The organism is Spiroplasma endosymbiont of Monopis laevigella (assembly GCF_964019975.1).
GTDB classification, from domain to species: domain Bacteria; phylum Bacillota_I; class Bacilli_A; order Mycoplasmatales; family VBWQ01; genus Spiroplasma_E; species Spiroplasma_E ixodetis_A.
Genome location: NZ_OZ026473.1, coordinates 1,190,920 through 1,213,972, shown reverse-complemented (window position 1 = coordinate 1,213,972; position 23,053 = coordinate 1,190,920). Strand labels below are relative to the sequence as shown.

Sequence of the window (23,053 nt, the reverse complement as noted above, 5' to 3'; positions counted from 1 at the left end):
ATGTTTCCTAAATTTCTTCAACTTCTTCTATTTCATTTATTAACTGATTCTAATCAACAACTATTACAGGTATTGGATAAAAAGTTTTCTTTTACTTTATTGTACATAGAACATTTATCTTCATATTTCATATTATTTCTCCTTATTTTCAATTTGATTAGCAATTTCACTTAATATTTTTAATACTTTATATTCATTTTTTAATTCTTTACTAATAAATATTAAAAATATTATTAGTGTTATGCTTGTTATTAATATTGGTACTATTAATAAAATTTTTCATAATATCATTTTTTACTCTTTTCATTTTTTAAATCATTTAACATTTATTGAACAAAATGCACGATTTTTAGGAATATTTAAAGTGTTAAAAATTTGACCAGTTACAATAATTTCATCGTTTTTGTTTAATAAAATACAGCGTCTATAAAATTTTGTGTTGTTAAAAATTAAAGTAACATAGTTTAATCCATTTCATTGACCTCGAACACTATAATATAATTCTTTATTACCTTTTTCGTAATATTTTGTTTCAATAGTGTTACTCAGTTTTACTGTTAATTTGACACAATTGGCTTTCTCTTTCATTTTTATAATTCCTTAAATAATATTTAATATGCTTATATGCATCTTGTTCATGTTTTGTTAATTTTATATTTCCTTTATAATTTTCTATTTTGTTTTTATTTTTTGGTTCACTTTCTAAATAATCTCAATTCATAACATCTTCTGCTAATACTATTAAAGCACCAATAATTTTAGGAGTTGCTAATGGATTTGTTAATAATTGTTTTGAATTTAAAAAGAAATTTTCTACAATAACTAATATTTTTTTATTATCAAAATGTTTTTTAATTAATAAAAAGTATTCTTTAAATAGATTTTTGCTTTTTAAAACTGTTTTAGTTTTAAATGTTTCATTAAAAACAATATTATTAGTTTCATTTGAGTATATAATAATTCCATTACTACCAATACCAGCAGGGTCAATTCCAATAATTAAGTCATATTGCATTAATCAAATTAACCTCTAACAATTGTTTTAATAATTTCTAAATCACAATTACTTCAGCAATATTTACATTCTTCGATAAACTCTTTATGTCCACAAACTAAATTATTTTTTTGTAAACTATCAATTTGTTTGATTAATCCTACTTTATATTCAATAATCTTTTTTTCCATTATGTAAATCATCCTTTTCAATTATTTTTGCTGTTTGTTTAAGGTATTTAGGTATTTTGTTATAACAACTGTCACATATTAAATAAGGTATTGGTCAATTTTTATATTTAATAGTTTTAGTAGAATTATTAATACATTCTTTTCAAACTTTATCCATACAAACTCTTAATTCACATTTTTTATTTTTATTATTCATAGTTTTTTTCTTTATAAATAAAATATCTTTTCATTATGAGTTAAAATATGTTTATAAGAAGTGACTATATAATTAATTGACAAATCATTATGGTTATATGGATTATTTAGTTTAAAACCTTTTCTGTTTTCTTCTCATGTAACATTATATTTAAAACAAGGATTAGTAATCTTTGTTTTACTATCAGTTATTTCACCAATAAATCAACTATTATGCTGTTCATAAAATGTTAATGGTTCAAGTTTTATATCATTAAGATAATATTCTTTGGGTGTTTCTGGTTTATTAACAGTTATTTTCTGTTCAGAAATATATGGTTCTAATAATTTTGTTAATTCATCACCATTTAATTCTCTTTTAATATTTTCAGAATTAAAAACCCAATATGTGTAATTATTATCAACAATAAAAGAATTATTTTTAATCATTCATTTTGGAAGTGATAATTTATATTCAACATAATCAATAAGAATAGATTGTGGTTTATCTTTAACAATTTGTTCTTTTTTAAATTCTATTTGCATAATAATCCTTTCCTAATATGTCCTGTTGCTTCTAGCATAAAGGACATATATTTTGATTTTTAAATTATTAATAATACTATTATTAGTTTTATTCATTCCAGAAATTCTGGGCTCAAAAATTTTTCAAAAAAAATAAAAAATAAAACCAACACTTGCTCACTGGTGAGTGGCAAGGTTGGTTAAATAAAGAATAGAATTAATATAGTAGGTTCCCTAAGCAGGTCTATATATACTAGTTTCCAATCCGCTCCCACCCCAAGAATTACCATTAAATGGTTAGTATATTTTATTAGGTATCACTCCACTTTTTATTTATCCATGCAAGTCCACATGCTAGCTACTATTTTTAACAACTGTGTTGTAGTTCACTTTTTTAGTTCCCTAACACGTGTTGATAATAGCGTTAAAGAGGGTTATTAAAAATTTTAAAATTTTACAATTACAAAAAAAGACAAGATTTTTATTCTCATCTTTTGTCATTTATTTTTAATTTAAGGATTTAAAAAAGAAAGGAGCTATTTTTAAAACTTTTTAGTTATCGACATCTTCGGTACGCTCCCAAAATTTTTGTCCTTGTTAATTAGATTTTTATTTTTTTAACATTCTTATATAAAAAGCATAATAAAAATATTACATATCATTGTAACTTTTATTTTAAAAAGTAAGTTATTAAAATAGTGCCGAGGATAAAGTACTGTTACATGAAATGCAAAAAATATGGAGGTAAATATGGCAAAACGAAAAATTGTCCTTGTTGGATGTGGAGCTGTTGGTAGTAGTTTTATTTACAGTGCCATTAATCAAGGTTTAGCCCAAGAATATGTATTAATTGATGCTTTTGAAGGTATAGCTGAAGGTAATGCGATTGATTTTGCTGATTGTCAAGCAGCTTTAGATCATCCTTTTATTTCAATTAAGGCGGGAAATTACAGCGATTGTAAAGATGCTGATATTATTTTATTACTGCCGGAAGACCACAAAAAGATGGTGAAACAAGATTAAATATGGTAGCAGATAATGCCAAAATTATGAAGAGCATTGCTTTAGAAATTAAAAAATCAGGATTTAAAGGTGTTACTATTATTGCATCTAATCCTGTTGATATTATGACAACTGTTTATCAAAAAATTACACAATTTGATTATCATCAAGTATTAGGTTCTGGTACAATTTTAGATACCTTACGTTTACAATATTTAATTGGAGAAAAAATTGCAGTTAATCCAAAGTCAGTTGCTGCTTATGTAATTGGTGAACATGGTGATTCTTCAATGATTCCTTGAAGTTCGGTTTCGGTAGGTAATAAAACTATTTATCAACAAATTACTGAAGGTAGAATTAAAGAAAAAGATTTAGAAGAATTAAGAAAAGAAGTAGCACAAAGAGCTTATAAAATTATTAAATTAAAGCGTGCAACTTTTTATGGTATTGGTGCAGCATTGGCATTATTAGTAAGAAATATCCTTGAAGGACAAAATCACGTTTTAGTAGCAGGTGCTTATTTACAGGGAGAATATGGACAGCAAGGTTTTTATATTGGTGTACCAACAATACTTTACGAAAAAGGTTGAAAAAGAGTAGTTCAGTTACCATTAACGAAAGAAGAGCAAACGGCATTTGATAAATCTTGTGCAATTATTAAAGAAACTTTAGAAACAGCTTTTGCTGCTATTAAATAAAAGATAGGAGTATTTTATTCGTGAATACAAGTGTAGAAAATATCAATAATGAAGAAACATTAACAAGTATTGAAACTTATATTGCTGTTTATAAGTATGCATTAAAGAAAGCAGAAAGTCCGTTATTAAAAACTTTTTTAATGGGTATTGCGGCTGGACTTTTTGTTGGTATTGCTTATATTGCGGCTATTTTTGGTAGTAGAGGATTAAGTGATAATGGTATTAAAAATTTAACATTTGGTTTTATTTTTACTTTAGCAATTACTATGATTGTCTTTATGGGTGGTGAACTTTTTACTTCTAATTCCATGATATTTATGCCATTAATAAAAAAACAAGTTAAGTTAACAAGAATGTTAATTAACTTACTAGTAGTATTAATTGGTAATTTTATAGGTTGTTTTATTCTTTCATTATTTACATGATGAGCAGGATTTTTTGATAATCAAGCTTTTTTGGATAATGCTGTTAGTATTTTTAATCATAAATTAGTAATGTCTTGATGAAAAGCCTTTTTTAGTAGTATATTATGTAATTTTTTAGTAGCAGGAAGTGTTTATATTTCTCATGCCACTCGTTCATCTACTGCTAAATTTTTATTAATAGGATTAGTAATTATGGTTTGCCTTATCTGGTTTTTCTCACGTTGTAGCAAATTCTTATGTTTGAGGATTAGGGCCTTTATTTAATATTTATGGAATTCATAGTGGATTTAATGACTTTTTACAATTTGGTTATCAAGTACAACTTCCAACCTTATTTGGTAATTTTATTGGTGGTGGTATTTTATTACCTGGTATGTATTATTTAATCTTTAGAAAAGAATTACCAAAAATAACATTATAAATATATTATTAGTTTAATATAAAAATTAATCCATTACTTTAGTTTTAAGTAATGGATTTATTAATTTTATGAAAATAAATTAATTGTAAATAGAAGTTATTTGATAAGTATATTTTAAAATTTGTCAAATTAAAGATTTTAAAAAGGAGAATGGTTTTGATAAAAAATATTTTTTAGAAAATAGATTAGAATACTTTAATATTAATTTTTTATTGCATTTATTTTTTTTGAAAATTAAAATGTAATTAACTTCTTAAATTTAAGAAGTTAATGGGGAAAAAAGGGGGTTTTCATCATGAAAGCATTATTAAAAACATTAAGTGTTTTAACACTTGCAACAACTGTTAGCAGTTTAAGTAGTATTTTAAATACTAATAATATAGGTACGAATGCTAATCAGTTACAAGATTTAAAATATAATCTTCAACAAAGTAAAGATGATATTTCTTTAATTAATTTGAATAAAAAAGGTAAATTTTATTTTTTTAATAATAATCTTGGTTTAGTGATTAATGGAAATCAATTATGATTTTTAGATAAAGATAAGAAGTTTCAAGAAATTTCTAATCCTGATCATATAAGATTCACTGAATTCACTAATGGTCAAGGAGGAAATTACGGAATTTTAACAGAAAAATTTACCAAAAACCTGTATTTATTAACTTCTAATGGTGTTTTAACTTCATTAAAAATAGAAATATTTAAAGAATTTAATCTTTATGGCAAGGTAACAGCAATTAGTAATACAAAATTTTTAATTGAAACAAAAATTTTAAATCACACTATACTTACTCTTGGAGAAATAAAAGATCAAAAATTAATGCCATTAAAATTTGTTTCTTTATTTCATACAATAAAAGAAATTAACTATATTCGTGATGATGAAGTTATTATTAAGTCAGATAATGGAGACTATAGTCTTTTAGTAAGTAATTCCGATTTTACTATTAATAAATTATCGTGAACAGCAAAATATTTTTTTAAAACTAATAGAGAAGTTTGAGTAATTAAAGATGATAATAATCAAGTATTAATTTATGATTATGTAAGTAATACATATTCTGAATTAGATCTTTATGGAATTGATATTATTAGATTAAATAGTAAAACATATATTTTAAAAGAAGATAGTAAAAATATTCAAATTATTGATTCATCAGGTCAAGTTATTAAAGGAAAATATAATTTTGAAATTTCTGATGATTATGATTTATTGAATATTAATAGTCAATTATTACTTTTATTTGATCGACAACAAAAAATGACAGTTAGAATAATTGAGAGAAATCTTAATTCTGAAAATGAATTAGTTGTATTAAAAACAATAAATTTAACTAATGAAATAAGTGAAATAAAATTATTAAATAATCAAGAAAATAAGGGTAAATCTTCAACTAATTTTTTCGTTAAAACATTAAATAATCCAAATTATGTTCTTAATATTGATGCAAATATAAACAAAATTGAGAATTTAGAAGTTAATACTAAAAGTATTCCTGATGGAATGAATGGCGAAATTAATAGATATAATAAAACAGTTAGTATTTTTACACAGTATAAAACTGATGACTTATATTGATATCAAGTATTTTAAATAATATTATTTAAATAATTACCTAGTTACTGATATTTTGTATTTTTAATATTAGTAACATTTTTTCATATAAGGAAGTTTAAAAATAATTCCTTTATTTAATTGAACTAACTATTTAATTATGCAATAATATTGTATTGTATATAACTCAATTATTATTAAGGAGGCGCACAATGCGTGATGGATTAACTTTAAGATGTGAAGTTTGCAAAGAAGAAAATTATATTGCTGATCGTAATAAAAAAACTAAGCCTGAAAAATTAGAAACAAAAAAACATTGTTCTCGTTGTAATCAACATACACTACATAAAGAAAAGAAATAAGTTTTACTTATTTCTTTTCTTTAATTTGCAGTACAATATACTTAGTTATTAATTAATGATTTATTAAAAGGATTGAATTTAAAATGAAAAATTTAAATAAAAAAGAAATTATTGAAACAATATTAACCAAAAATAAAATAGATGCTATGTTATTTTACTCTCCCGAAAATTGCTTTTGATATAGTGATTTTATTTCAACGTTAGGTTATTTATTGATTAGCAAAAATGATGCAAATTTATTATTAGATGGAAGATATATTACTGAGGGAAAAGAAAATGCCAAAAATGTTAAATGCATTCAATTTAGTAATATTTTTTCTTCGTTGAAAGATTTATTAAAATCACAAAAAATTAAAAAAATTGGTTTTGAAGCAGAATATATTACTATTGCTCAATTAGAAAGTTGAAAGCAAGAAATTAAAGATATTGAATTTGTTCCAATTTATGTTAGTTCATTAAGAATGATTAAAGATGAAATCGAAATTGCACGAATTGCAAAAGCTTGTGCTATTGATGATTTGGCTTTTAATGAAGTTTTAAGCTTTATCCGACCTGGTGTTAGTGAAAAAGATGTTGAAGATATAATATTACGTTCATTTGTTAAAAATGGTGCAACAAAAGCATCATTTGATACTATTGTTGCTTCTGGAGAAAGAGGAGCAATGCCTCATGGTAAAGCTAGTAATAAAAAAATTGGCAATAATGAGTTAATTACTTGTGACTTTGGTTGTGTATATGAAGGTTTTTGTTCAGATATGACTAGAACTTTTGCGATTGGTAAAGTTAATCCAAAATTAATTGAAATTCATGAAATAGTTAAATCAGCACAAATGGCAGGAATTAAGGCTGTAAAACCAGGTATAGCTATTGGTGAAATTGATAAGATTTGTAGAGAATATATTAAAGAAAAGGGTTATGAACAATATTTTACTCATGGTACTGGTCATGGACTTGGTATTGAAATTCATGAATCGCCTTGAGTTATTAAAAATGAATCTACTATTTTAGTTCCGGGAATGGTTATTACTGTTGAACCAGGTATTTATATTCCTAATTTAGGTGGTGTTAGAATTGAAGATGATATTTTAGTTACCAAAGATGGTTATCAAATTTTAACAAAATCATCTCGTGAAATTGACATTTGAAAGGAGAAAAAATAAAAATGATTAACGTTAATGATTTTAAACCAGGAATTACTTTTTTACATAATAAAACTGATATTTTAATAGTTATTGAATCAGCACATTCTAAAAGTGGACGTGGACAAGCGCATGTGAAGGTAAAAGCAAAAAATTTAAGGACACAAGCTATTATTAGTATTACTTTTACCGGTGGTGATACAGTTTATCCAGCTATTATTGATAAACGACCAGCAATTTATAGTTATGATGATGGTATGTATTCAGTTTTTATGGATAATGAAGATTATAATGAAATTAGGATTGATCAATCACGCTTATCATGAGAAAAAAAATTTTTAGTTCCTGGTAATGAAGTATCATTAAGGGTTTATAAAAATTTAGAAATATTAGGTATTGATTTACCTCCTTCGGTAGTATTAGCGGTTGTTGATGCTCCACCAGGAGTCAAGGGAAATAGTGTTTCTAATACGACAAAAACAGCTATTTTAGAAAATGGTTTACAATTACAAGTACCAATGTTTATTAATAATGGTGATAAAATTGTAGTAAGTACAGATGAAGGGAAATACAAAACTCGCGCTTAAGAAAGGTGAATATTATGGAAATACTTATTGAAGAAAGTAAAGTTGGAACATTAAAATTATCTTCGTTAGTTATTAAAAAATTTATTTATATGTTATTAATTAATGATAACTATCAATTAACATTAGAAGATGTTGAAGTTCTAATGTTAGAAACAAATGATATTATTGCTATTAATAATAATATTGTTGTGCGAATAAAATTAATTGTTAATCCAAATGAAGATTTAGTAAATTTAAAAAATAAAATTAATAATTTAATTTTAAGACGTACTGAATCAGCTTTAAATTTATTTTTATTAAATATTTATATAATATTTATTGCTAAAACTAAGGAAGTAGAAATCAACAATGCAAGAACAAAAGAAGATAACCCAGCATCATAAAAGAATTGGCATGATGGAAGTATTATATCAATATTTCCTTGAAGGCCAATCACAACAAGCATTTAAACAATTTCTTTTTGAAGAAGAAGGTAAGAGTTTAATTACTGAACAATGTGAGATATTAAATAAAATAATTGATTATGAATATGATTTAATAGATTTAATTAATAAAAATTTAAAACAAGGATGAGATTTTGAAAATTTAAAACCAATTGAACAAGCAATTTTAATTTTAGCAGTGTATGAAATTGTCCATACTAAAACAGATAAAAAAATTATTATTAATGAAGCTATTATTATAACTAAAGCTTATTGTCCAAATGATGCTTATAAATACATTAATGGTGTTTTAGATAAAATAAATAAGTAATTATAACTAGTATATGATTGAATTTAGTTAATAACTATATTTCTAATATAAATATATTATCTTATTTTAAAGATATTTTTTATGTTATAATGTAATATTTTTGTTCAATGTAACTATTTTTTAAAAATTAATAGTTAAAAAATAAAAAAATAAAGTATAATATACTTTAATAAACTTAATATAAGTTTTTACCCATTGTTTTTAAAAAGGAGAAGTATATATGCCATTAACTAAAGAAGAATCTTTTTTACTATTAGATAAAGAAATTAATAAATTAGATGAAAAAATATCTTATATTGATAAAAAAAATACAGAATTAAAATTAAATATTTCATTAATCGAAGAGGAGGAATTTTTTACATTAGATGAAGAAATCAATGAATTAACTGGACAAATATTTGATGAAGAAGATAAAAATATAAAATTAATAGGAGAAATTAAAGTATTAGAAAAAAATATTAAAGTTCTAGAAAAACAAAAAAAAATTGAAAACTAACTTTTTTAAATGTATTTACTTTTGGTATTTTTAAATATTATAAAAACAAAAATATTGATAAGCAAATTAAAGAAATAAAAATTAAGAGAGAATGTTTGAAACAAACGATAAATAATAATAAAAATATTATTAAATTGTTAAAAATTAAAAAATTAAAAATTATTAAAAAAACTAATATTCTTTTAAAAAACTTATTTTTTGTTAACAATCGATTAATTAAAATTAATAAAGAATTTTTTCAACAGTTAGATAATTTAAAAAATCAAATAGCAAAAATAGTAGATCCTATTAATAATGATTCTTCATTAGAACAAAATTCTTCTGGATATAATAGTGATGATGATAGTCATATTGAAGTACTTTCTGAATCTGAGAAAAAAGATGATATTTTAAAAATATCTTTAAATAAAAAAAGTATCTTTAGTGAAGAAATAGAAGTAGATGTTACTGTTAATAAATTAAATTTTAATGATGATGATAGTGATATTGAAGTACTTTCTGAATCCGAGCAAGAAGATGATATATTTTTAAGTAAAGATAGTGGTTTTGATGAAGATGATGATAGTGATATTGAAGTACTTTCTGAGTTAGAACAAGAAAATGATAATGTAAAAATATATTCAAAGTCAAGCACTATCAATTTTGAAAGACAATTATCAGATATACCAGAAGAAGAAATTACAATAACATCTTCAAATAAGGATAGTAGTTTTAATGAAGATGATGACGGCAGTGATATTGAAGTACTTTCTAAATCAGTGGAAGAAGAAGATGCTAAAATATTTGGAAATTGTTGTTTTAGTCAAAATTTAATAAACAATTTCGCGAAAAGTTTTTCTACAGTACCTCCTATTTTACAAAAAAGCAAAAGAAGAATTGGATAAAGAAATATTTTTTATTGAGAAAAAAAGTGAAGAAATAGTTGAGCAAATTGAATCTTTAGAAAATAAAATTAAACGTTTAAAAAAATTAAAAAAAATACAACTATTTTCAAATATTAATAAACAAATTAAAAAAACAGAATTAAATATAAAAACTTTAATAGAAGAAATTGATGAAAATGAAAAAAATGCACAACCATTTAAAAATTCAAAATTAAATATTTTAAAAGAAATTATTGATTTACAAGGTCAGTTATATGAAAATAAAGTTAAGAGATATAAAGAAATATTTGAACAATTAGATTTTATTTTAAAAAATAAAAACTTTGAAGAATTAGAACATTCTATATATCCATCTAAGAAAAATCCTTTTGAAGAAGATGGTGATACAGAATTATTTGATAGTATTAGTTTCTCAGCAATTCAAATTAAGGATTTAGAACAAAAAATATTTGATTTTGAAGAAAAAAATAAAGAAATATTAGATAAAATTGATTTACTTGAACGTGATATTCAAGATTTAAGAGAAAAAAAAGCAGAAAAAAATTGACAAATAACTTTTGTAAATACTATTAGTTTTGGTATTTTTAAATATGTTAGAAACAAAAAAGTTAATAAAGAAATTAAAGAAATAAAATTGAAAACAAGAAATTTAAGAGAAGAAATAAATGAAAATGAAAAAAATATTAAACCACTTAAAGTTTTAAAATTAAATATTTTTGAAAATATTATTAATTTACAAGTCAGTTTGATTAATAAAATTACAAATGAAAAAAATGAAGAAATTTTTGATAAATTAAATTTAATTTCAGAAAATGAAATATCAAAGCAATTTGATGAAAAGAATCCTTTTTCTAGTAAAAAAGAATTAATTTCAAGAGTTAATAGTCAATATAGTGATCTTGGTTTTGAAACAGATATTGAAAAAAATCAATCTTGTTTTAGTTTGCCAAATGAAGATAAAGCAGAAGAAAAATTAAGTTCTTCTTTGAGATTAATAAATTCTTTATAAGAAAAAAAGATTTTAGTTAAGAATGGATTTAAAAAGTTATTATTTAAAATAACTTTTTAAATTTATATATTAAATATAATTAATTATCAATGATATTATTGGCAATTAAATATAATAAATAAGTAACATTATGTACTTATTTATTTCAATGTTATAATTATTTTAAGATTAAATTTAAAAATATATAATTAGATTGGAAGTAAAAAATGATTCCCGAATATCGATTATTTAACCATCTTTTGCTTTTAAAAAGTAATTATTTTTTTAAGCGCGAAATTAAAAAAAAAATAGGTCATTTAAAAGCAAAAGATTATCGTAATACTTATAACTTAATATTTAATAGTAATCAAAATTTAATGTTTATGAAAATAATAAGTGTTTATTTATATTTCAATAAAATTTCTTATAAAGAATATTTAAGATTAGTTGCAAATTTTATATTAACTATTTCTGCTTTAATTCCTACTTTTAAGCGTCAAGAAAAACAGTTAGATGATTATCAAAATGCCAAGGAACTTTTATTATTACTTGGATGTAAAGATCAAATAAAAGTTTGGTTTGATGATACTTCAAAAGTAGTATTACCTGATTTTTTGATAAATAATTCTAATTTGAAAAAAGAAAGTTTGCTAATAATTAAAAGATTGGTAAATATTAGTGGTAATATTTTTATTAATTTAACTAAGAATGAAACAAAAATAAAAAATAATTATGAGTTTGGAAGTTTATTAATGTTATTTTATTTGTTGGATTTAGAAACCAGAAAAACATTGCTGACAAAAGATAGTACTGATTTAAATTTAAAAGCTTTTTTTTCATATGAAACTTTATTTACTAATAAGTTGATAATTTTAGATGAATTGGTTAAATGCGCTATGCGCTTAGAACAAACTAATTTTAATTTTTATATTAGAATAATGAATTATTCTTTGTTAGGAAATTATCAATAAATTAAGGATAAAAAATATGAATAATTATGATGTAAAAGTTGATAATATTAAAAGTAAAATTTTAAATATTAATAAAGATATTATTATTGCTTTACCTTCTATTTATGATCAAAATATTGCTTATGAAGTTTATTTAGTTTTTGATGGTAAAGATATGTTACTTAATAGTAATAGTAATATTTTATTTGAAAATAATAGTAATTGTATTTTTATTGGTATTGGTAGTACCAATAATATGACTCGTTTTAATGATTTAGCAAATTATACCAATGATGATGTAAAAATATTAATGACAAAATATTTTCCTGAATTAAAAAAAAGTAACATTGATTTTCTTGGTGGTAATGGTAAAAATTACTTAGAATTTATTATTAATGAGGTTATACCATTTGTTATTAAAAAGTTTAATTTAAAAATTAAAAATTTAAATGCCATTGGTTGTTCTTTGGGGGCATATTTTTGTTTACAAATGTTATATTTATCAAAATTACAATTTACAAAATTATTATTATTTTCGCCAGCAATTTGATTTAATTCACAAATTATTGAAGATTTAAAAACTAAAGTTTTAAATAATAATCAACCTTTAATAGTTGAACTATGGGTAGGAAAAAAAGAACCAAAGTTTTTTGAAGGCAAATTAGTAACAAATTATGAAAGTAATACTATTGAATTAAAAAAAATATTAACTAATAGAAAAATTACTACTAATCTAGTAATTGATGAAAATGGTGCTCATGGTTTTAAATGATGAATTAAATATATTAATGAAAATCCTTTAATTCTTATTAGCTAATTGAAACTATGGTTTTTCTTTTTTTCTAAAAATATTATTAATTTTTAGAATTAAAATAATACTTGCAAAAAATAATACAATAGTATTAGTTGTAATAATAGCAGGTTGATTAGACAATATTGCAAAAATAATTCATGTTATTGCTGATAGTACAAAAATAATATACATATATAATGATAATGATTTTGTATCTCTGGTGCGAATTATTTTAAAACTTTGGGGAATTAAAACAATACTAGTTAAAATTGCTCCAATTCAAGATAAAATATTAATTGTAAGTTCCATATCTTTCTCTCCTAAATTCTTACTATATTTTAGTATTCTAAATTTTATTATAAGATATGGGAGCGTACCGAAGATGTCGATAACTAAAAAGTTTTAAAAATAGCTCCTTTCTTTTTTAAATCCTTAAATTAAAAATAAATGACAAAAGATGAGAATAAAAATCTTGTCTTTTTTTGTAATTGTAAAATTTTAAAATTTTTAATAACCCTCTTTAACGCTATTATCAACACGTGTTAGGGAACTAAAAAAGTGAACTACAACACAGTTGTTAAAAATAGTAGCTAGCATGTGGACTTGCATGGATAAATAAAAAGTGGAGTGATACCTAATAAAATATTGGATGGGTTACACTTTATTGGACACTAATTACATAGACAAGTGAACAAATTAGTTAAAAGAAAGGAATTATAATTATGGTCACTATTAACTCATATTCAGATGAATTTAAAAAACAAATAGTAGCTTTATATCAAAGTGGCAAATCAGTATCTTGCCTTGTTAAAGAATACAATGTTACAAGAGCAGCTACTTACAATTGAATTAAGCAATTTACTAATTCAGGTAGTTTTAAAACTAAAGATAATCTTTCAGATTTAGAAAAACAATTAATTCAAGCAAATAAAGAATTAAAACAGTTACGAATGGAAATTGATATTTTAAAGCAAGCAGCACTAATAATAGGCAGAAAGTAGAGATTATTGCAAATAATAAATCTAAATATAAAATTCGCACAATGTGTCATTTTTTAAAACTCTCTAAATCAACATATTATTTTAATTTAAAGAAAAAAAATAAAATTCAAAATAATATTTATGAACAAGCTGTTATTAGTGCTTTTAAAGAAAATAAAGAAGTTTATGGTACTAGAAGATTAAAATTCATACTAGCAAACCAAGAAATTTATTTATCACGCAGAAAAATTAAAGAAATTATGAATAAGCATAATTTAATATCAAAATACACTAAATTATCATTCAAAAATTATCATAATAAAGTCAATGATAGTCAAATAACCAATCTTGTTAATAGAAACTTTAATAATAGAATTAAAAATGAAGTTATTGTTAGTGATTTAACTTATGTTCAAGTTAATGGTAAATGAAACTATATTTGCCTATTAATCGACCTATTTAACCGCGAAATTATTGGACATAGTGTTGGAGTTAAAAAAGATGCATCATTAGTATATCAAGCATTTATGCAATCAAATCACTGTTTAAAAGATATTGAAATATTTCATACTGATCGCGGTAATGAATTCAATAATAAAACTATTGATAAACTTTTATTAGCTTTCAACATAACTCGATCTTTAAGCAAAAAAGGATGTCCTTATGACAATGCTGTTGCTGAAGCAACTTTTAAAACTTTCAAAATTGAATTTATTAATGATAAAAATTTTACATCATTAATCCAATTAAAATTAGAATTATTTGATTACATCAATTGATATAACAACATAAGAATTCACAGTACTCTAAACTACCTAACTCCAATTAGTTATCAAAAACAAATGTCTACCAAAAAATAGTCCTAAAAAGGGTTGCCATTCCAGATTTGTCAATTAATTATATAGTCACTTCTTATAAACATATTTTAACTCATAATGAAAAGATATTTTATTTATAAAGAAAAAAACTATGAATAATAAAAATAAAAAATGTGAATTAAGAGTTTATATGGATAAAGTTTGAAAAGAATGTATTAATAATTCTACTAAAACTATTAAATATAAAAATTGACCAATACCTTATTTAATATGTGACAGTTGTTATAACAAAATACCTAAATACCTTAAACAAACAGCAAAAATAATTGAAAAGGGATGATTTACATAATGGAAAAAAAGATTATTGAATATAAAGTAGGATTAATCAAACAAATTGATAGTTTACAAAAAAATAATTTAGTTTGTGGACATAAAGAGTTTATCGAAGAATGTAAATATTGCTGAAGTAATTGTGATTTAGAAATTATTAAAACAATTGTTAGAGGTTAATTTGATTAATGCAATATGACTTAATTATTGGAATTGACCCTGCTGGTATTGGTAGTAATGGAATTATTATATACTCAAATGAAACTAATAATATTGTTTTTAATGAAACATTTAAAACTAAAACAGTTTTAAAAAGCAAAAATCTATTTAAAGAATACTTTTTATTAATTAAAAAACATTTTGATAATAAAAAAATTGGAATGGCAACCCTTTTTAGGACTATTTTTTGGTAGACATTTGTTTTTGATAACTAACTGGAGTTAGGTAGTTTAGAGTACTGTGAATTCTTATGTTGTTATATCAATTGATGTAATCAAATAATTCTAATTTTAATTGGATTAATGATGTAAAATTTTTATCATTAATAAATTCAATTTTGAAAGTTTTAAAAGTTGCTTCAGCAACAGCATTGTCATAAGGACATCCTTTTTTGCTTAAAGATCGAGTTATGTTGAAAGCTAATAAAAGTTTATCAATAGTTTTATTATTGAATTCATTACCGCGATCAGTATGAAATATTTCAATATCTTTTAAACAGTGATTTGATTGCATAAATGCTTGATATACTAATGATGCATCTTTTTTAACTCCAACACTATGTCCAATAATTTCGCGGTTAAATAGGTCGATTAATAGGCAAATATAGTTTCATTTACCATTAACTTGAACATAAGTTAAATCACTAACAATAACTTCATTTTTAATTCTATTATTAAAGTTTCTATTAACAAGATTGGTTATTTGACTATCATTGACTTTATTATGATAATTTTTGGAAATGTTTAGTAATCTGTGTAACTTACAAAAATAACTATGTTTAATTAATTCTAGCAAATATAATTAAATTACTAGAAAGAGTGAGTTACAGATGGCTAAAAAAGATAACTTTAATAATAATGATCCAATATCAAAAGCAGTAGATTTATTACTAGAAAATACTGAAGATTTAACAACAGTTTTTAAACCTAGCGGTTTATATAAAGAATTAACAAAAAGATTAGTTGAAAAAATGTTGAATTCTGAAATGCAAAATTATTTAGGATATGAAAAAAATCAACATAGTACTACTGAAAATGCTCGTAATGGTACAAGTTCAAAAAAATTAATAACTCAACAAGGTAAAATTGAAATTGATGTACCAAGAGATCGCAATAGTAATTTTACTCCTGTAATAGTTCCTAAAAGGCAAAGAAGATTTGATGGTTTTGATCAACAAGTTCTTTCCTTGTATGCAAAAGGAATGACATTATCTGACATTAGAATGCAGTTGCAAGAGTTATATCATGGTGCTGATATTAGTGAAAGTGTTATTAGTCAAATTACTGATGATGTTATTGATGATGTTAAAGCATGACAAAATCGACCATTAGAAAGTATTTATCCTATTGTTTATTTTGATTGTATAGTAGTTAAAGTACGACAAGATAAACGGATTATTAACAAATCAGTTTATATAGCATTAGGAGTTGATTTAGAAGGCAAAAAAGATGTTTTAGGATTATGAATTAGTGAAAATGAAGGTTCTAAGTTTTGATTATCTAATTTCACAGAAATGAAAAATCGTGGCTTAAATGATATTCTTATTGCTTGTAGTGATAATTTAACAGGCATGTCAGAAGCAATACAATCAGTTTATCCTAAAACAGAACATCAATTATGCATTGTTCATCAAATTAGAAATAGTTTAAAATATGTTTCATACAAACATCGAAAAGGTCTAGTTGCAGATTTAAAACCAATTTATAGTGCATGTAGTGAAGAACAAGCAATGCAAGCTTTAGAATCGTTTGAAAGTAAATGAAATAAACAATATCCTCAAATTACTAAATCTTGATATAAAAATTGAGATAATTTAATGGTTTTTATTAGTTATCCAGTAGAAATCAAAAGAGTGATTTATACTACAAATGCTATTGAATCTGTTAATAGTCAATTACGAAAAATCATCAGAAATAAAAAAGTTTTTCCTAATGATATGGCAGTTTTCAAAATATTTTACTTGGCAATTGAAAATATAACAAAAAAATGAACATTGCCTATTCAAAATTGAAATACAGCAATTGCTCATTTTATGATAAAATTTGAAGACAGAATTAATCTAAATTAGTAACTTTGTAAAACAAAGATACACAGATTATTAAAAAGCCTCACAGATTATTAAAAAGCCTCTAATTTTTGAATGATAATTTAGTGTATTTTGATATTAAATTATGCTTATTCATAATTTCTTTAATTTTTCTGCGTGATAAATAAATTTCTTGGTTTGCTAGTATGACTTTTAATCTTCTAGTACCATAAACTTCTTTATTTTCTTTAAAAGCACTAATAACAGCTTGTTCATAAATATTATTTTGAATTTTATTTTTTTTCTTTAAATTAAAATAATATGTTGATTTAGAGAGTTTTAAAAAATGACACATTGTGCGAATTTTATATTTAGATTTATTATTTGCAATAATCTCTACTTTCTGCCTATTATTAGTGCTGCTTGCTTTAAAATATCAATTTCCATTCGTAACTGTTTTAATTCTTTATTTGCTTGAATTAATTGTTTTTCTAAATCTGAAAGATTATCTTTAGTTTTAAAACTACCTGAATTAGTAAATTGCTTAATTCAATTGTAAGTAGCTGCTCTTGTAACATTGTATTCTTTAACAAGGCAAGATACTGATTTGCCACTTTGATATAAAGCTACTATTTGTTTTTTAAATTCATCTGAATATGAGTTAATAGTGACCATAATTATAATTCCTTTCTTTTAACTAATTTGTTCACTTGTCTATGTAATTAGTGTCCAATAAAGTGTAACCCATCCAGTTACTTTAATTTTTAACAACCCAAAATTTTATAGACGCTGTATTTTATTAAACAAAAACGATGAAATTATTGTAACTTGTCAAATTTTTAACACTTTAAATATTCCTAAAAATCGTGCATTTTGTTCAATAAATGTTAAATGATTTAAAAAATGAAAAGAGTAAAAAATGATATTATGAAAAATTTTATTAATAGTACCAATATTAATAACAAGCATAACACTAATAATATTTTTAATATTTATTAGTAAAGAATTAAAAAATGAATATAAAGTATTAAAAATATTAAGTGAAATTGCTAATCAAATTGAAAATAAGGAGAAATAATATGAAATATGAAGATAAATGTTCTATGTACAATAAAGTAAAAGAAAACTTTTTATCCAATACCTGTAATAGTTGTTGATTAGAATCAGTTAATAAATGAAATAGAAGAAGTTGAAGAAATTTAGGAAACATTGATAATGAATAAAGAAAATATACCATGTTGTTTTAGTGAAGTTAATGAACTTGGTAAACATATAACAAATTGTAATAATTTACCAACAAAATTAGATAAAGATAATGTTCAAGTAAGATATTTTTGTGATAAACATATGATAAAAGTTGAAAATATAAGAAGAAAAATTGCCCAAAAATATATTAATGAATATAAAGAAAAATTAATTTTAGATATCGATGAAATTATAAATGATAAAAATCCACATAGAACTTATACAGAATATGTCTTTTCTTTAAAAGAAAGAATTGAAAATGGAGAATTTGATAATGATTAAATTAAAAGATTTATTTGGTGAAGATAAAATAGAAATATTTTCACCAAATCCCAAAGATTTAACAGATAGTAATGATATAAAAGCATTGATTTTATGAAAATATCCCAATGTTATTGCTAAATATTTAATTGTTTCTCAACCACATGCTAATACTGCAATTTTAGTTGGAGATAACTTTAATTATCAAGGTTGAATAGAAGTTTTTATTAAACAGAAAGTAGAAGAAGTAGAAGAAAATGCCAAATGACATAACTGTACAATCAAGTAATTACACTTTATTAAAATTAATAAGAACTGGAGCAAGTCCATTATTTGGTGTGATAGGAACTTCTGCATACTATGGTCAACTTATTGGTAATCCAATATTAGGTAGTATAAATGCTTTATTATTTTCTAAAAAATTAGGAATTGATATATGAAATTTAAATCAAATGCCAAATTTAAAAAGTAAACTATTAAATTCAAGTAAAAAAATAGCATTAGGATTAGGAACAATTGGTTTAGCAAATTATAGTAAATTTACTGAAACAATAAATCCTATCACCCCAACTACAACCACTACAGAAACTCCGCCATGACCAGCATTAACATTATCAGTAACTAATAATAATTTTAATGACCAATCTTTAATGGATTGAGATACTTATATATCTTTAAATTCATATGGTATTGCAAATTTGGTTGCTGGAATTACAGAATTAATACCAAGTAAATTTGAAACTATACGTAAAATAGCAAATATGGCAACTGGTGGTTGTTTGATTAGTAGTGGTGTTGCTATGGGTATTAATAATGATTTTATGAATGCTTATGCAGTTCCGACTATTATTGCTGGTGCATCTGAAATTATCCATAATTTACTACCAATGGAAACAACTAATCATGTTGAAGAAATGCAAGAAACAACATTTACTAGTGAAAATGCAAGATTAATTAATGATGTTGTAGATAGAATATCACCAGTATATAGACCAACTACATATTATGACAGTTTATAAAGGAGGTGAGTAATTTATGAATAAAGAAAAATTAATTGAATATTATAATCACGAAATAAAAATACATAAAGAAAGGATGGAACAATTAAATAAAGAAATTTCTTTATTAGTAACTATTATAAGTAATTATCAGTCAATGGTTGAAAGAATTAATGGTGGTCAATTTGACGAATAATTAAAAAATAAATAATTGAAAGGAAAATATTGAAATGAAAGAATTATTGCATGAATTAATCATTATTGGAACAAGTGTAGGAACATTAATTTGCAGAGAATTAATTGTTTGATTTAAACGATTTATTACAACTCCAAAACATGTTCGAGCAAATAATAAAGTAATAAAACATCAAAAAAAATTAGCAAAATTAAATGAAAAAATTAATAAAGAAAATAAATAAAGGTGTAATGTAAATGTTAGAAAATGAAACTAATGTTCAAGAAACAACTGAACCTTTAACTGAAAATAATGATTTGCAAAAAGAACAAGAAACTAAGATTGTTGAATTAGAAAATAAGTTAAATAAACTTAATGAAGAAATTAAAGAAAAAGAAATGCTTAATATATTTAAAAAATATCAAGTTAAAAAAGAATTTTATGATTTTTTAAAATTTAAAACAAGTAATATAGAAAATTCAAAAGTAGAAGACACTATTAAAAAAATGATTAAAGAACAACCAGTATTTAAAGAACCAATTAATACAGGTGGTAAACAAGAAACAATATTAACAAATCAATCGAATTCAATAAAAAGTAGTTTATTGGATTATAAAAAGAAAAATAATTTATAACAGAAAGGAAAATAAAAATGGCAATTAATATTCAAACAAACTTAAATAATACAGAAAAACTAGTTGAAGCACCAGAATTTATTGAATTTTTCAAACAATCAAATAGTCCATGAGCAAACTTTTTTCCTATTGAAATAGTTAATTCTACTAAAATAGAATTTATTATTAAAGTTCCAAAAGACCCATCAATTAAAGTTATTGCATGAAATGATAAAAGTCAAAGAATAGATGTAACTTATGCACAAACTGATACTATTCCAAAAATAATTGAAAAATTATATGTTGCTGGTGAAACTATTGCAGCAGTTGACTTAAATGCTGAAAATGGACAAAATTTATTAGAAAGTATGCAATATGAAGTCGCTAATGATTTAGCAGATAAATTAGCAACTGATGATATACAAGTAATTAGCGATAACGGAACTAAAGTAATAATTAGTGACACATCACCAACAGGGCATATACAGGCAATGTTATCTGCTTGAAATACTTTATTTCAATTAAGAAATAGTGCAAATTGTCGTTTCTTTATTACAAATAATCTTTATGATACTATTGTTTATTTGGCTAATAATAAAGGTTTAATTACAGATAACCAAATTGCTCAACAACTAAGATTAAATGGTAATGATTTATATATAAAAGGTGTATTATGTCAAATTGTAATGGATGATTATATGACATTTACTGATAGTGAAAATAAAAAACAAATTATACCTTTTATTTTAGCAACACCAAGAGCAATGAAAAGATATATGTTACAACAAACAATTGTTTATGTTCAAGAAATTGCTGATGGCAAACTTGGTAGAGCATATAAAGTTGGTGGTGAAGTACTAGGTCAATCAATTCCTTATATGTCAAAAAAAGAAACAACATCACGTTGAATGCTATGTGGAATTATTACTAAAACAGATTTAAGTAGTAAACTTACAATTTTAACAACTGATATTACTGCTAATACGAATAGAAAAAATCAATTACTAGATACAGCAATAAAAAATGCAAGAGAAATTACTGGTTTGAATCCAGCATTAGATTTAGTACATGCAAATATTAAATATTTTAGTGATGCACAAGGCAAAACTGATGTAAGTAATCAAAATCAAAAAGCAGGAGATTTATATGTAATTATTACTGCAGATATTAATGATGCAAATTATCAAGGTTCAACAAATCCTATAAAAATAACTCTTAAATAATAAGGACATTAATTATGCCTATTGGTACAGCAAATACAGCCACACGTAGAGGGAGCGTACCGAAGATGTCGATAACTAAAAAGTTTTAAAAATAGCTCCTTTCTTTTTTAAATCCTTAAATTAAAAATAAATGACAAAAGATGAGAATAAAAATCTTGTCTTTTTTTGTAATTGTAAAATTTTAAAATTTTTAATAACCCTCTTTAACGCTATTATCAACACGTGTTAGGGAACTAAAAAAGTGAACTACAACACAGTTGTTAAAAATAGTAGCTAGCATGTGGACTTGCATGGATAAATAAAAAGTGGAGTGATACCTAATAAAATATACTAACCATTTAATGGTAATTCTTGGGGTGGGAGCGGATTGGAAACTAGTATATATAGACCTGCTTAGGGAACCTACTATATTAATTCTATTCTTTATTTAACCAACACTTGCCACTCACCAGTGAGCAAGTGTTGGTTTTATTTTTTATTTTTTTTGAAAAATTTTTGAGCCCAGAATTTCTGGAATGAATAAAACTAATAATAGTATTATTAATAATTTAAAAATCAAAATATATGTCCTTTATGCTAGAAGCAACAGGACATATTAGGAAAGGATTATTATGCAAATAGAATTTAAAAAAGAACAAATTGTTAAAGATAAACCACAATCTATTCTTATTGATTATGTTGAATATAAATTATCACTTCCAAAATGAATGATTAAAAATAATTCTTTTATTGTTGATAATAATTACACATATTGGGTTTTTAATTCTGAAAATATTAAAAGAGAATTAAATGGTGATGAATTAACAAAATTATTAGAACCATATATTTCTGAACAGAAAATAACTGTTAATAAACCAGAAACACCCAAAGAATATTATCTTAATGATATAAAACTTGAACCATTAACATTTTATGAACAGCATAATAGTTGATTTATTGGTGAAATAACTGATAGTAAAACAAAGATTACTAATCCTTGTTTTAAATATAATGTTACATGAGAAGAAAACAGAAAAGGTTTTAAACTAAATAATCCATATAACCATAATGATTTGTCAATTAATTATATAGTCACTTCTTATAAACATATTTTAACTCATAATGAAAAGATATTTTATTTATAAAGAAAAAAACTATGAATAATAAAAATAAAAAATGTGAATTAAGAGTTTATATGGATAAAGTTTGAAAAGAATGTATTAATAATTCTACTAAAACTATTAAATA

At 23.1% G+C, this 23,053-nt stretch carries 34 protein-coding genes and 1 pseudogene; 26 read left to right on the top strand and 9 right to left on the bottom strand.

Features of this window, described 5'->3' with window-relative positions; translation table 4 throughout:
- Positions 1 to 132: 132 nt before the first annotated feature.
- From AACK94_RS06515 to AACK94_RS06495, 5 genes are all read right to left on the bottom strand, one after another.
- Complete coding sequence (locus tag AACK94_RS06515) at positions 133 to 291, bottom strand: hypothetical protein (protein ID WP_174480528.1); 159 nt, start codon at positions 289 to 291, stop codon at positions 133 to 135.
- 3 nt (positions 292 to 294) lie between these two features.
- Positions 295 to 588 (bottom strand): hypothetical protein, encoded by a 294-nt coding sequence (locus tag AACK94_RS06510; RefSeq protein ID WP_338975587.1) that lies wholly within the window; start codon positions 586 to 588, stop codon positions 295 to 297.
- The gene (locus AACK94_RS06505; protein WP_338975223.1) at positions 542 to 1,015 is read right to left on the bottom strand and encodes a hypothetical protein; all 474 of its coding nucleotides are present in this window, start codon (positions 1,013 to 1,015) and stop codon (positions 542 to 544) included. Before AACK94_RS06505 ends, AACK94_RS06510 begins: the two co-directional genes overlap by 47 nt.
- Positions 1,016 to 1,023: 8 nt before the next feature.
- Positions 1,024 to 1,185 carry a hypothetical protein gene (locus tag AACK94_RS06500; RefSeq protein WP_338975224.1) on the bottom strand — a complete coding sequence of 54 codons (162 nt, stop codon included), beginning with the start codon at positions 1,183 to 1,185 and terminating at the stop codon, positions 1,024 to 1,026.
- A 207-nt stretch (positions 1,186 to 1,392) separates the two neighbouring features.
- A complete protein-coding gene (locus tag AACK94_RS06495) occupies positions 1,393 to 1,905 on the bottom strand; it encodes a hypothetical protein (protein WP_338975225.1) in 513 nt (170 codons plus the stop codon).
- 729 nt (positions 1,906 to 2,634) lie between these two features.
- Here AACK94_RS06495 and AACK94_RS06485 point away from each other — a divergent pair.
- From AACK94_RS06485 to AACK94_RS06425, 13 genes and pseudogenes are all read left to right on the top strand, one after another.
- Positions 2,635 to 3,584, top strand: a pseudogene (locus AACK94_RS06485) (L-lactate dehydrogenase).
- 20 nt (positions 3,585 to 3,604) lie between these two features.
- On the top strand, positions 3,605 to 4,273 hold the full coding sequence (locus AACK94_RS06480; RefSeq protein WP_338975584.1) for a formate/nitrite transporter family protein: 669 nt from the start codon (positions 3,605 to 3,607) through the stop codon (positions 4,271 to 4,273).
- Positions 4,274 to 4,725: 452 nt separating this feature from the next.
- Entirely contained in the window at positions 4,726 to 6,024 is a 1,299-nt protein-coding gene (locus AACK94_RS06475; RefSeq protein ID WP_338975583.1) for a hypothetical protein, read from the top strand.
- A 173-nt stretch (positions 6,025 to 6,197) separates the two neighbouring features.
- Positions 6,198 to 6,347, top strand: a complete 150-nt coding sequence (gene rpmG, locus AACK94_RS06470; RefSeq protein WP_174481164.1) for a 50S ribosomal protein L33 — start codon at positions 6,198 to 6,200, stop codon at positions 6,345 to 6,347.
- An 83-nt stretch (positions 6,348 to 6,430) separates the two neighbouring features.
- On the top strand, positions 6,431 to 7,507 hold the full coding sequence (locus AACK94_RS06465) for an aminopeptidase P family protein (RefSeq protein WP_338975582.1): 1,077 nt from the start codon (positions 6,431 to 6,433) through the stop codon (positions 7,505 to 7,507).
- Between the two features lie 2 nt (positions 7,508 to 7,509).
- The gene (gene efp, locus AACK94_RS06460) at positions 7,510 to 8,073 is read left to right on the top strand and encodes an elongation factor P (RefSeq protein ID WP_338975581.1); all 564 of its coding nucleotides are present in this window, start codon (positions 7,510 to 7,512) and stop codon (positions 8,071 to 8,073) included.
- Between the two features lie 14 nt (positions 8,074 to 8,087).
- Positions 8,088 to 8,456, top strand: a complete 369-nt coding sequence (locus AACK94_RS06455) for a hypothetical protein (protein WP_338975579.1) — start codon at positions 8,088 to 8,090, stop codon at positions 8,454 to 8,456.
- Positions 8,422 to 8,826 (top strand): transcription antitermination factor NusB, encoded by a 405-nt coding sequence (gene nusB / locus AACK94_RS06450; protein WP_281748253.1) that lies wholly within the window; start codon positions 8,422 to 8,424, stop codon positions 8,824 to 8,826. Before AACK94_RS06455 ends, nusB begins: the two co-directional genes overlap by 35 nt.
- Positions 8,827 to 9,046: 220 nt before the next feature.
- Positions 9,047 to 9,322 (top strand): hypothetical protein, encoded by a 276-nt coding sequence (locus AACK94_RS06445; RefSeq protein ID WP_338975578.1) that lies wholly within the window; start codon positions 9,047 to 9,049, stop codon positions 9,320 to 9,322.
- 95 nt (positions 9,323 to 9,417) lie between these two features.
- A complete protein-coding gene (locus tag AACK94_RS06440; RefSeq protein WP_338975576.1) occupies positions 9,418 to 10,206 on the top strand; it encodes a hypothetical protein in 789 nt (262 codons plus the stop codon).
- Complete coding sequence (locus AACK94_RS06435) at positions 10,199 to 11,215, top strand: hypothetical protein (protein ID WP_338975575.1); 1,017 nt, start codon at positions 10,199 to 10,201, stop codon at positions 11,213 to 11,215. Before AACK94_RS06440 ends, AACK94_RS06435 begins: the two co-directional genes overlap by 8 nt.
- A gap of 206 nt (positions 11,216 to 11,421) precedes the next feature.
- Positions 11,422 to 12,165, top strand: coding sequence for a hypothetical protein (locus AACK94_RS06430; RefSeq protein ID WP_338975574.1), 744 nt, complete (start codon positions 11,422 to 11,424; stop codon positions 12,163 to 12,165).
- A gap of 16 nt (positions 12,166 to 12,181) precedes the next feature.
- Positions 12,182 to 12,961: an alpha/beta hydrolase-fold protein gene (locus AACK94_RS06425; RefSeq protein ID WP_338975573.1), complete on the top strand. Its 780-nt coding sequence runs from the start codon at positions 12,182 to 12,184 to the stop codon at positions 12,959 to 12,961.
- Between the two features lie 6 nt (positions 12,962 to 12,967).
- On the opposite strand, the gene AACK94_RS06420 is transcribed toward AACK94_RS06425, so the two are convergent.
- Positions 12,968 to 13,246: a SemiSWEET family sugar transporter gene (locus AACK94_RS06420; protein ID WP_286641432.1), complete on the bottom strand. Its 279-nt coding sequence runs from the start codon at positions 13,244 to 13,246 to the stop codon at positions 12,968 to 12,970.
- A gap of 413 nt (positions 13,247 to 13,659) precedes the next feature.
- Here AACK94_RS06420 and AACK94_RS06415 point away from each other — a divergent pair.
- The 3 genes from AACK94_RS06415 (at position 13,660) to AACK94_RS06405 (ending at position 15,478) form a co-directional block, all read left to right on the top strand.
- Positions 13,660 to 14,777 (top strand): IS3 family transposase gene (locus AACK94_RS06415; RefSeq protein WP_338975572.1). Its coding sequence is split into 2 segments (ribosomal slippage): positions 13,660 to 13,930 and positions 13,930 to 14,777, totalling 1,119 coding nucleotides; the frame shifts between segments, so codons are not numbered across the junction.
- Positions 14,778 to 15,083: 306 nt separating this feature from the next.
- A complete protein-coding gene (locus AACK94_RS06410) occupies positions 15,084 to 15,245 on the top strand; it encodes a hypothetical protein (RefSeq protein WP_338975224.1) in 162 nt (53 codons plus the stop codon).
- An 8-nt stretch (positions 15,246 to 15,253) separates the two neighbouring features.
- Positions 15,254 to 15,478 (top strand): hypothetical protein, encoded by a 225-nt coding sequence (locus AACK94_RS06405; protein ID WP_338975568.1) that lies wholly within the window; start codon positions 15,254 to 15,256, stop codon positions 15,476 to 15,478.
- On the opposite strand, the gene AACK94_RS06400 is transcribed toward AACK94_RS06405, so the two are convergent.
- Positions 15,465 to 16,079, bottom strand: a complete 615-nt coding sequence (locus AACK94_RS06400; RefSeq protein WP_422397385.1) for an IS3 family transposase — start codon at positions 16,077 to 16,079, stop codon at positions 15,465 to 15,467. The genes AACK94_RS06405 and AACK94_RS06400 overlap by 14 nt on opposite strands.
- 34 nt (positions 16,080 to 16,113) lie before the next feature.
- Between AACK94_RS06400 and AACK94_RS06395 the strand changes: the two genes are divergently transcribed.
- Positions 16,114 to 17,352, top strand: a complete 1,239-nt coding sequence (locus AACK94_RS06395) for an IS256 family transposase (protein WP_338975571.1) — start codon at positions 16,114 to 16,116, stop codon at positions 17,350 to 17,352.
- A gap of 61 nt (positions 17,353 to 17,413) precedes the next feature.
- On the opposite strand, the gene AACK94_RS06390 is transcribed toward AACK94_RS06395, so the two are convergent.
- Together AACK94_RS06390 and AACK94_RS06385 are read right to left on the bottom strand one after the other, a co-directional pair.
- Positions 17,414 to 17,665 carry an IS3 family transposase gene (locus tag AACK94_RS06390; RefSeq protein WP_338975567.1) on the bottom strand — a complete coding sequence of 84 codons (252 nt, stop codon included), beginning with the start codon at positions 17,663 to 17,665 and terminating at the stop codon, positions 17,414 to 17,416.
- A gap of 41 nt (positions 17,666 to 17,706) precedes the next feature.
- Complete coding sequence (locus AACK94_RS06385; protein ID WP_338975565.1) at positions 17,707 to 17,985, bottom strand: transposase; 279 nt, start codon at positions 17,983 to 17,985, stop codon at positions 17,707 to 17,709.
- Between the two features lie 244 nt (positions 17,986 to 18,229).
- Here AACK94_RS06385 and AACK94_RS06380 point away from each other — a divergent pair, with 244 nt between their 5' ends.
- The 9 genes from AACK94_RS06380 (at position 18,230) to AACK94_RS06340 (ending at position 22,950) form a co-directional block, all read left to right on the top strand.
- The gene (locus AACK94_RS06380; protein ID WP_174480528.1) at positions 18,230 to 18,388 is read left to right on the top strand and encodes a hypothetical protein; all 159 of its coding nucleotides are present in this window, start codon (positions 18,230 to 18,232) and stop codon (positions 18,386 to 18,388) included.
- A gap of 137 nt (positions 18,389 to 18,525) precedes the next feature.
- Positions 18,526 to 18,837, top strand: a complete 312-nt coding sequence (locus AACK94_RS06375) for a hypothetical protein (RefSeq protein ID WP_338975561.1) — start codon at positions 18,526 to 18,528, stop codon at positions 18,835 to 18,837.
- Positions 18,830 to 19,105, top strand: a complete 276-nt coding sequence (locus AACK94_RS06370) for a hypothetical protein (RefSeq protein ID WP_338975564.1) — start codon at positions 18,830 to 18,832, stop codon at positions 19,103 to 19,105. The genes AACK94_RS06375 and AACK94_RS06370 overlap by 8 nt, the downstream gene beginning before the upstream one ends.
- The gene (locus AACK94_RS06365) at positions 19,074 to 19,835 is read left to right on the top strand and encodes a hypothetical protein (RefSeq protein WP_338975570.1); all 762 of its coding nucleotides are present in this window, start codon (positions 19,074 to 19,076) and stop codon (positions 19,833 to 19,835) included. The genes AACK94_RS06370 and AACK94_RS06365 overlap by 32 nt, the downstream gene beginning before the upstream one ends.
- 16 nt (positions 19,836 to 19,851) lie before the next feature.
- Entirely contained in the window at positions 19,852 to 20,010 is a 159-nt protein-coding gene (locus AACK94_RS06360) for a hypothetical protein (protein WP_174480523.1), read from the top strand.
- 34 nt (positions 20,011 to 20,044) lie between these two features.
- A complete protein-coding gene (locus AACK94_RS06355; protein WP_338975562.1) occupies positions 20,045 to 20,233 on the top strand; it encodes a hypothetical protein in 189 nt (62 codons plus the stop codon).
- Positions 20,234 to 20,246: 13 nt separating this feature from the next.
- Positions 20,247 to 20,624, top strand: coding sequence for a hypothetical protein (locus AACK94_RS06350; RefSeq protein WP_338975557.1), 378 nt, complete (start codon positions 20,247 to 20,249; stop codon positions 20,622 to 20,624).
- Between the two features lie 17 nt (positions 20,625 to 20,641).
- Entirely contained in the window at positions 20,642 to 21,826 is a 1,185-nt protein-coding gene (locus tag AACK94_RS06345; RefSeq protein ID WP_338975556.1) for a hypothetical protein, read from the top strand.
- A 611-nt stretch (positions 21,827 to 22,437) separates the two neighbouring features.
- The gene (locus AACK94_RS06340) at positions 22,438 to 22,950 is read left to right on the top strand and encodes a hypothetical protein (RefSeq protein WP_338975225.1); all 513 of its coding nucleotides are present in this window, start codon (positions 22,438 to 22,440) and stop codon (positions 22,948 to 22,950) included.
- Positions 22,951 to 23,053: the final 103 nt, after the last annotated feature.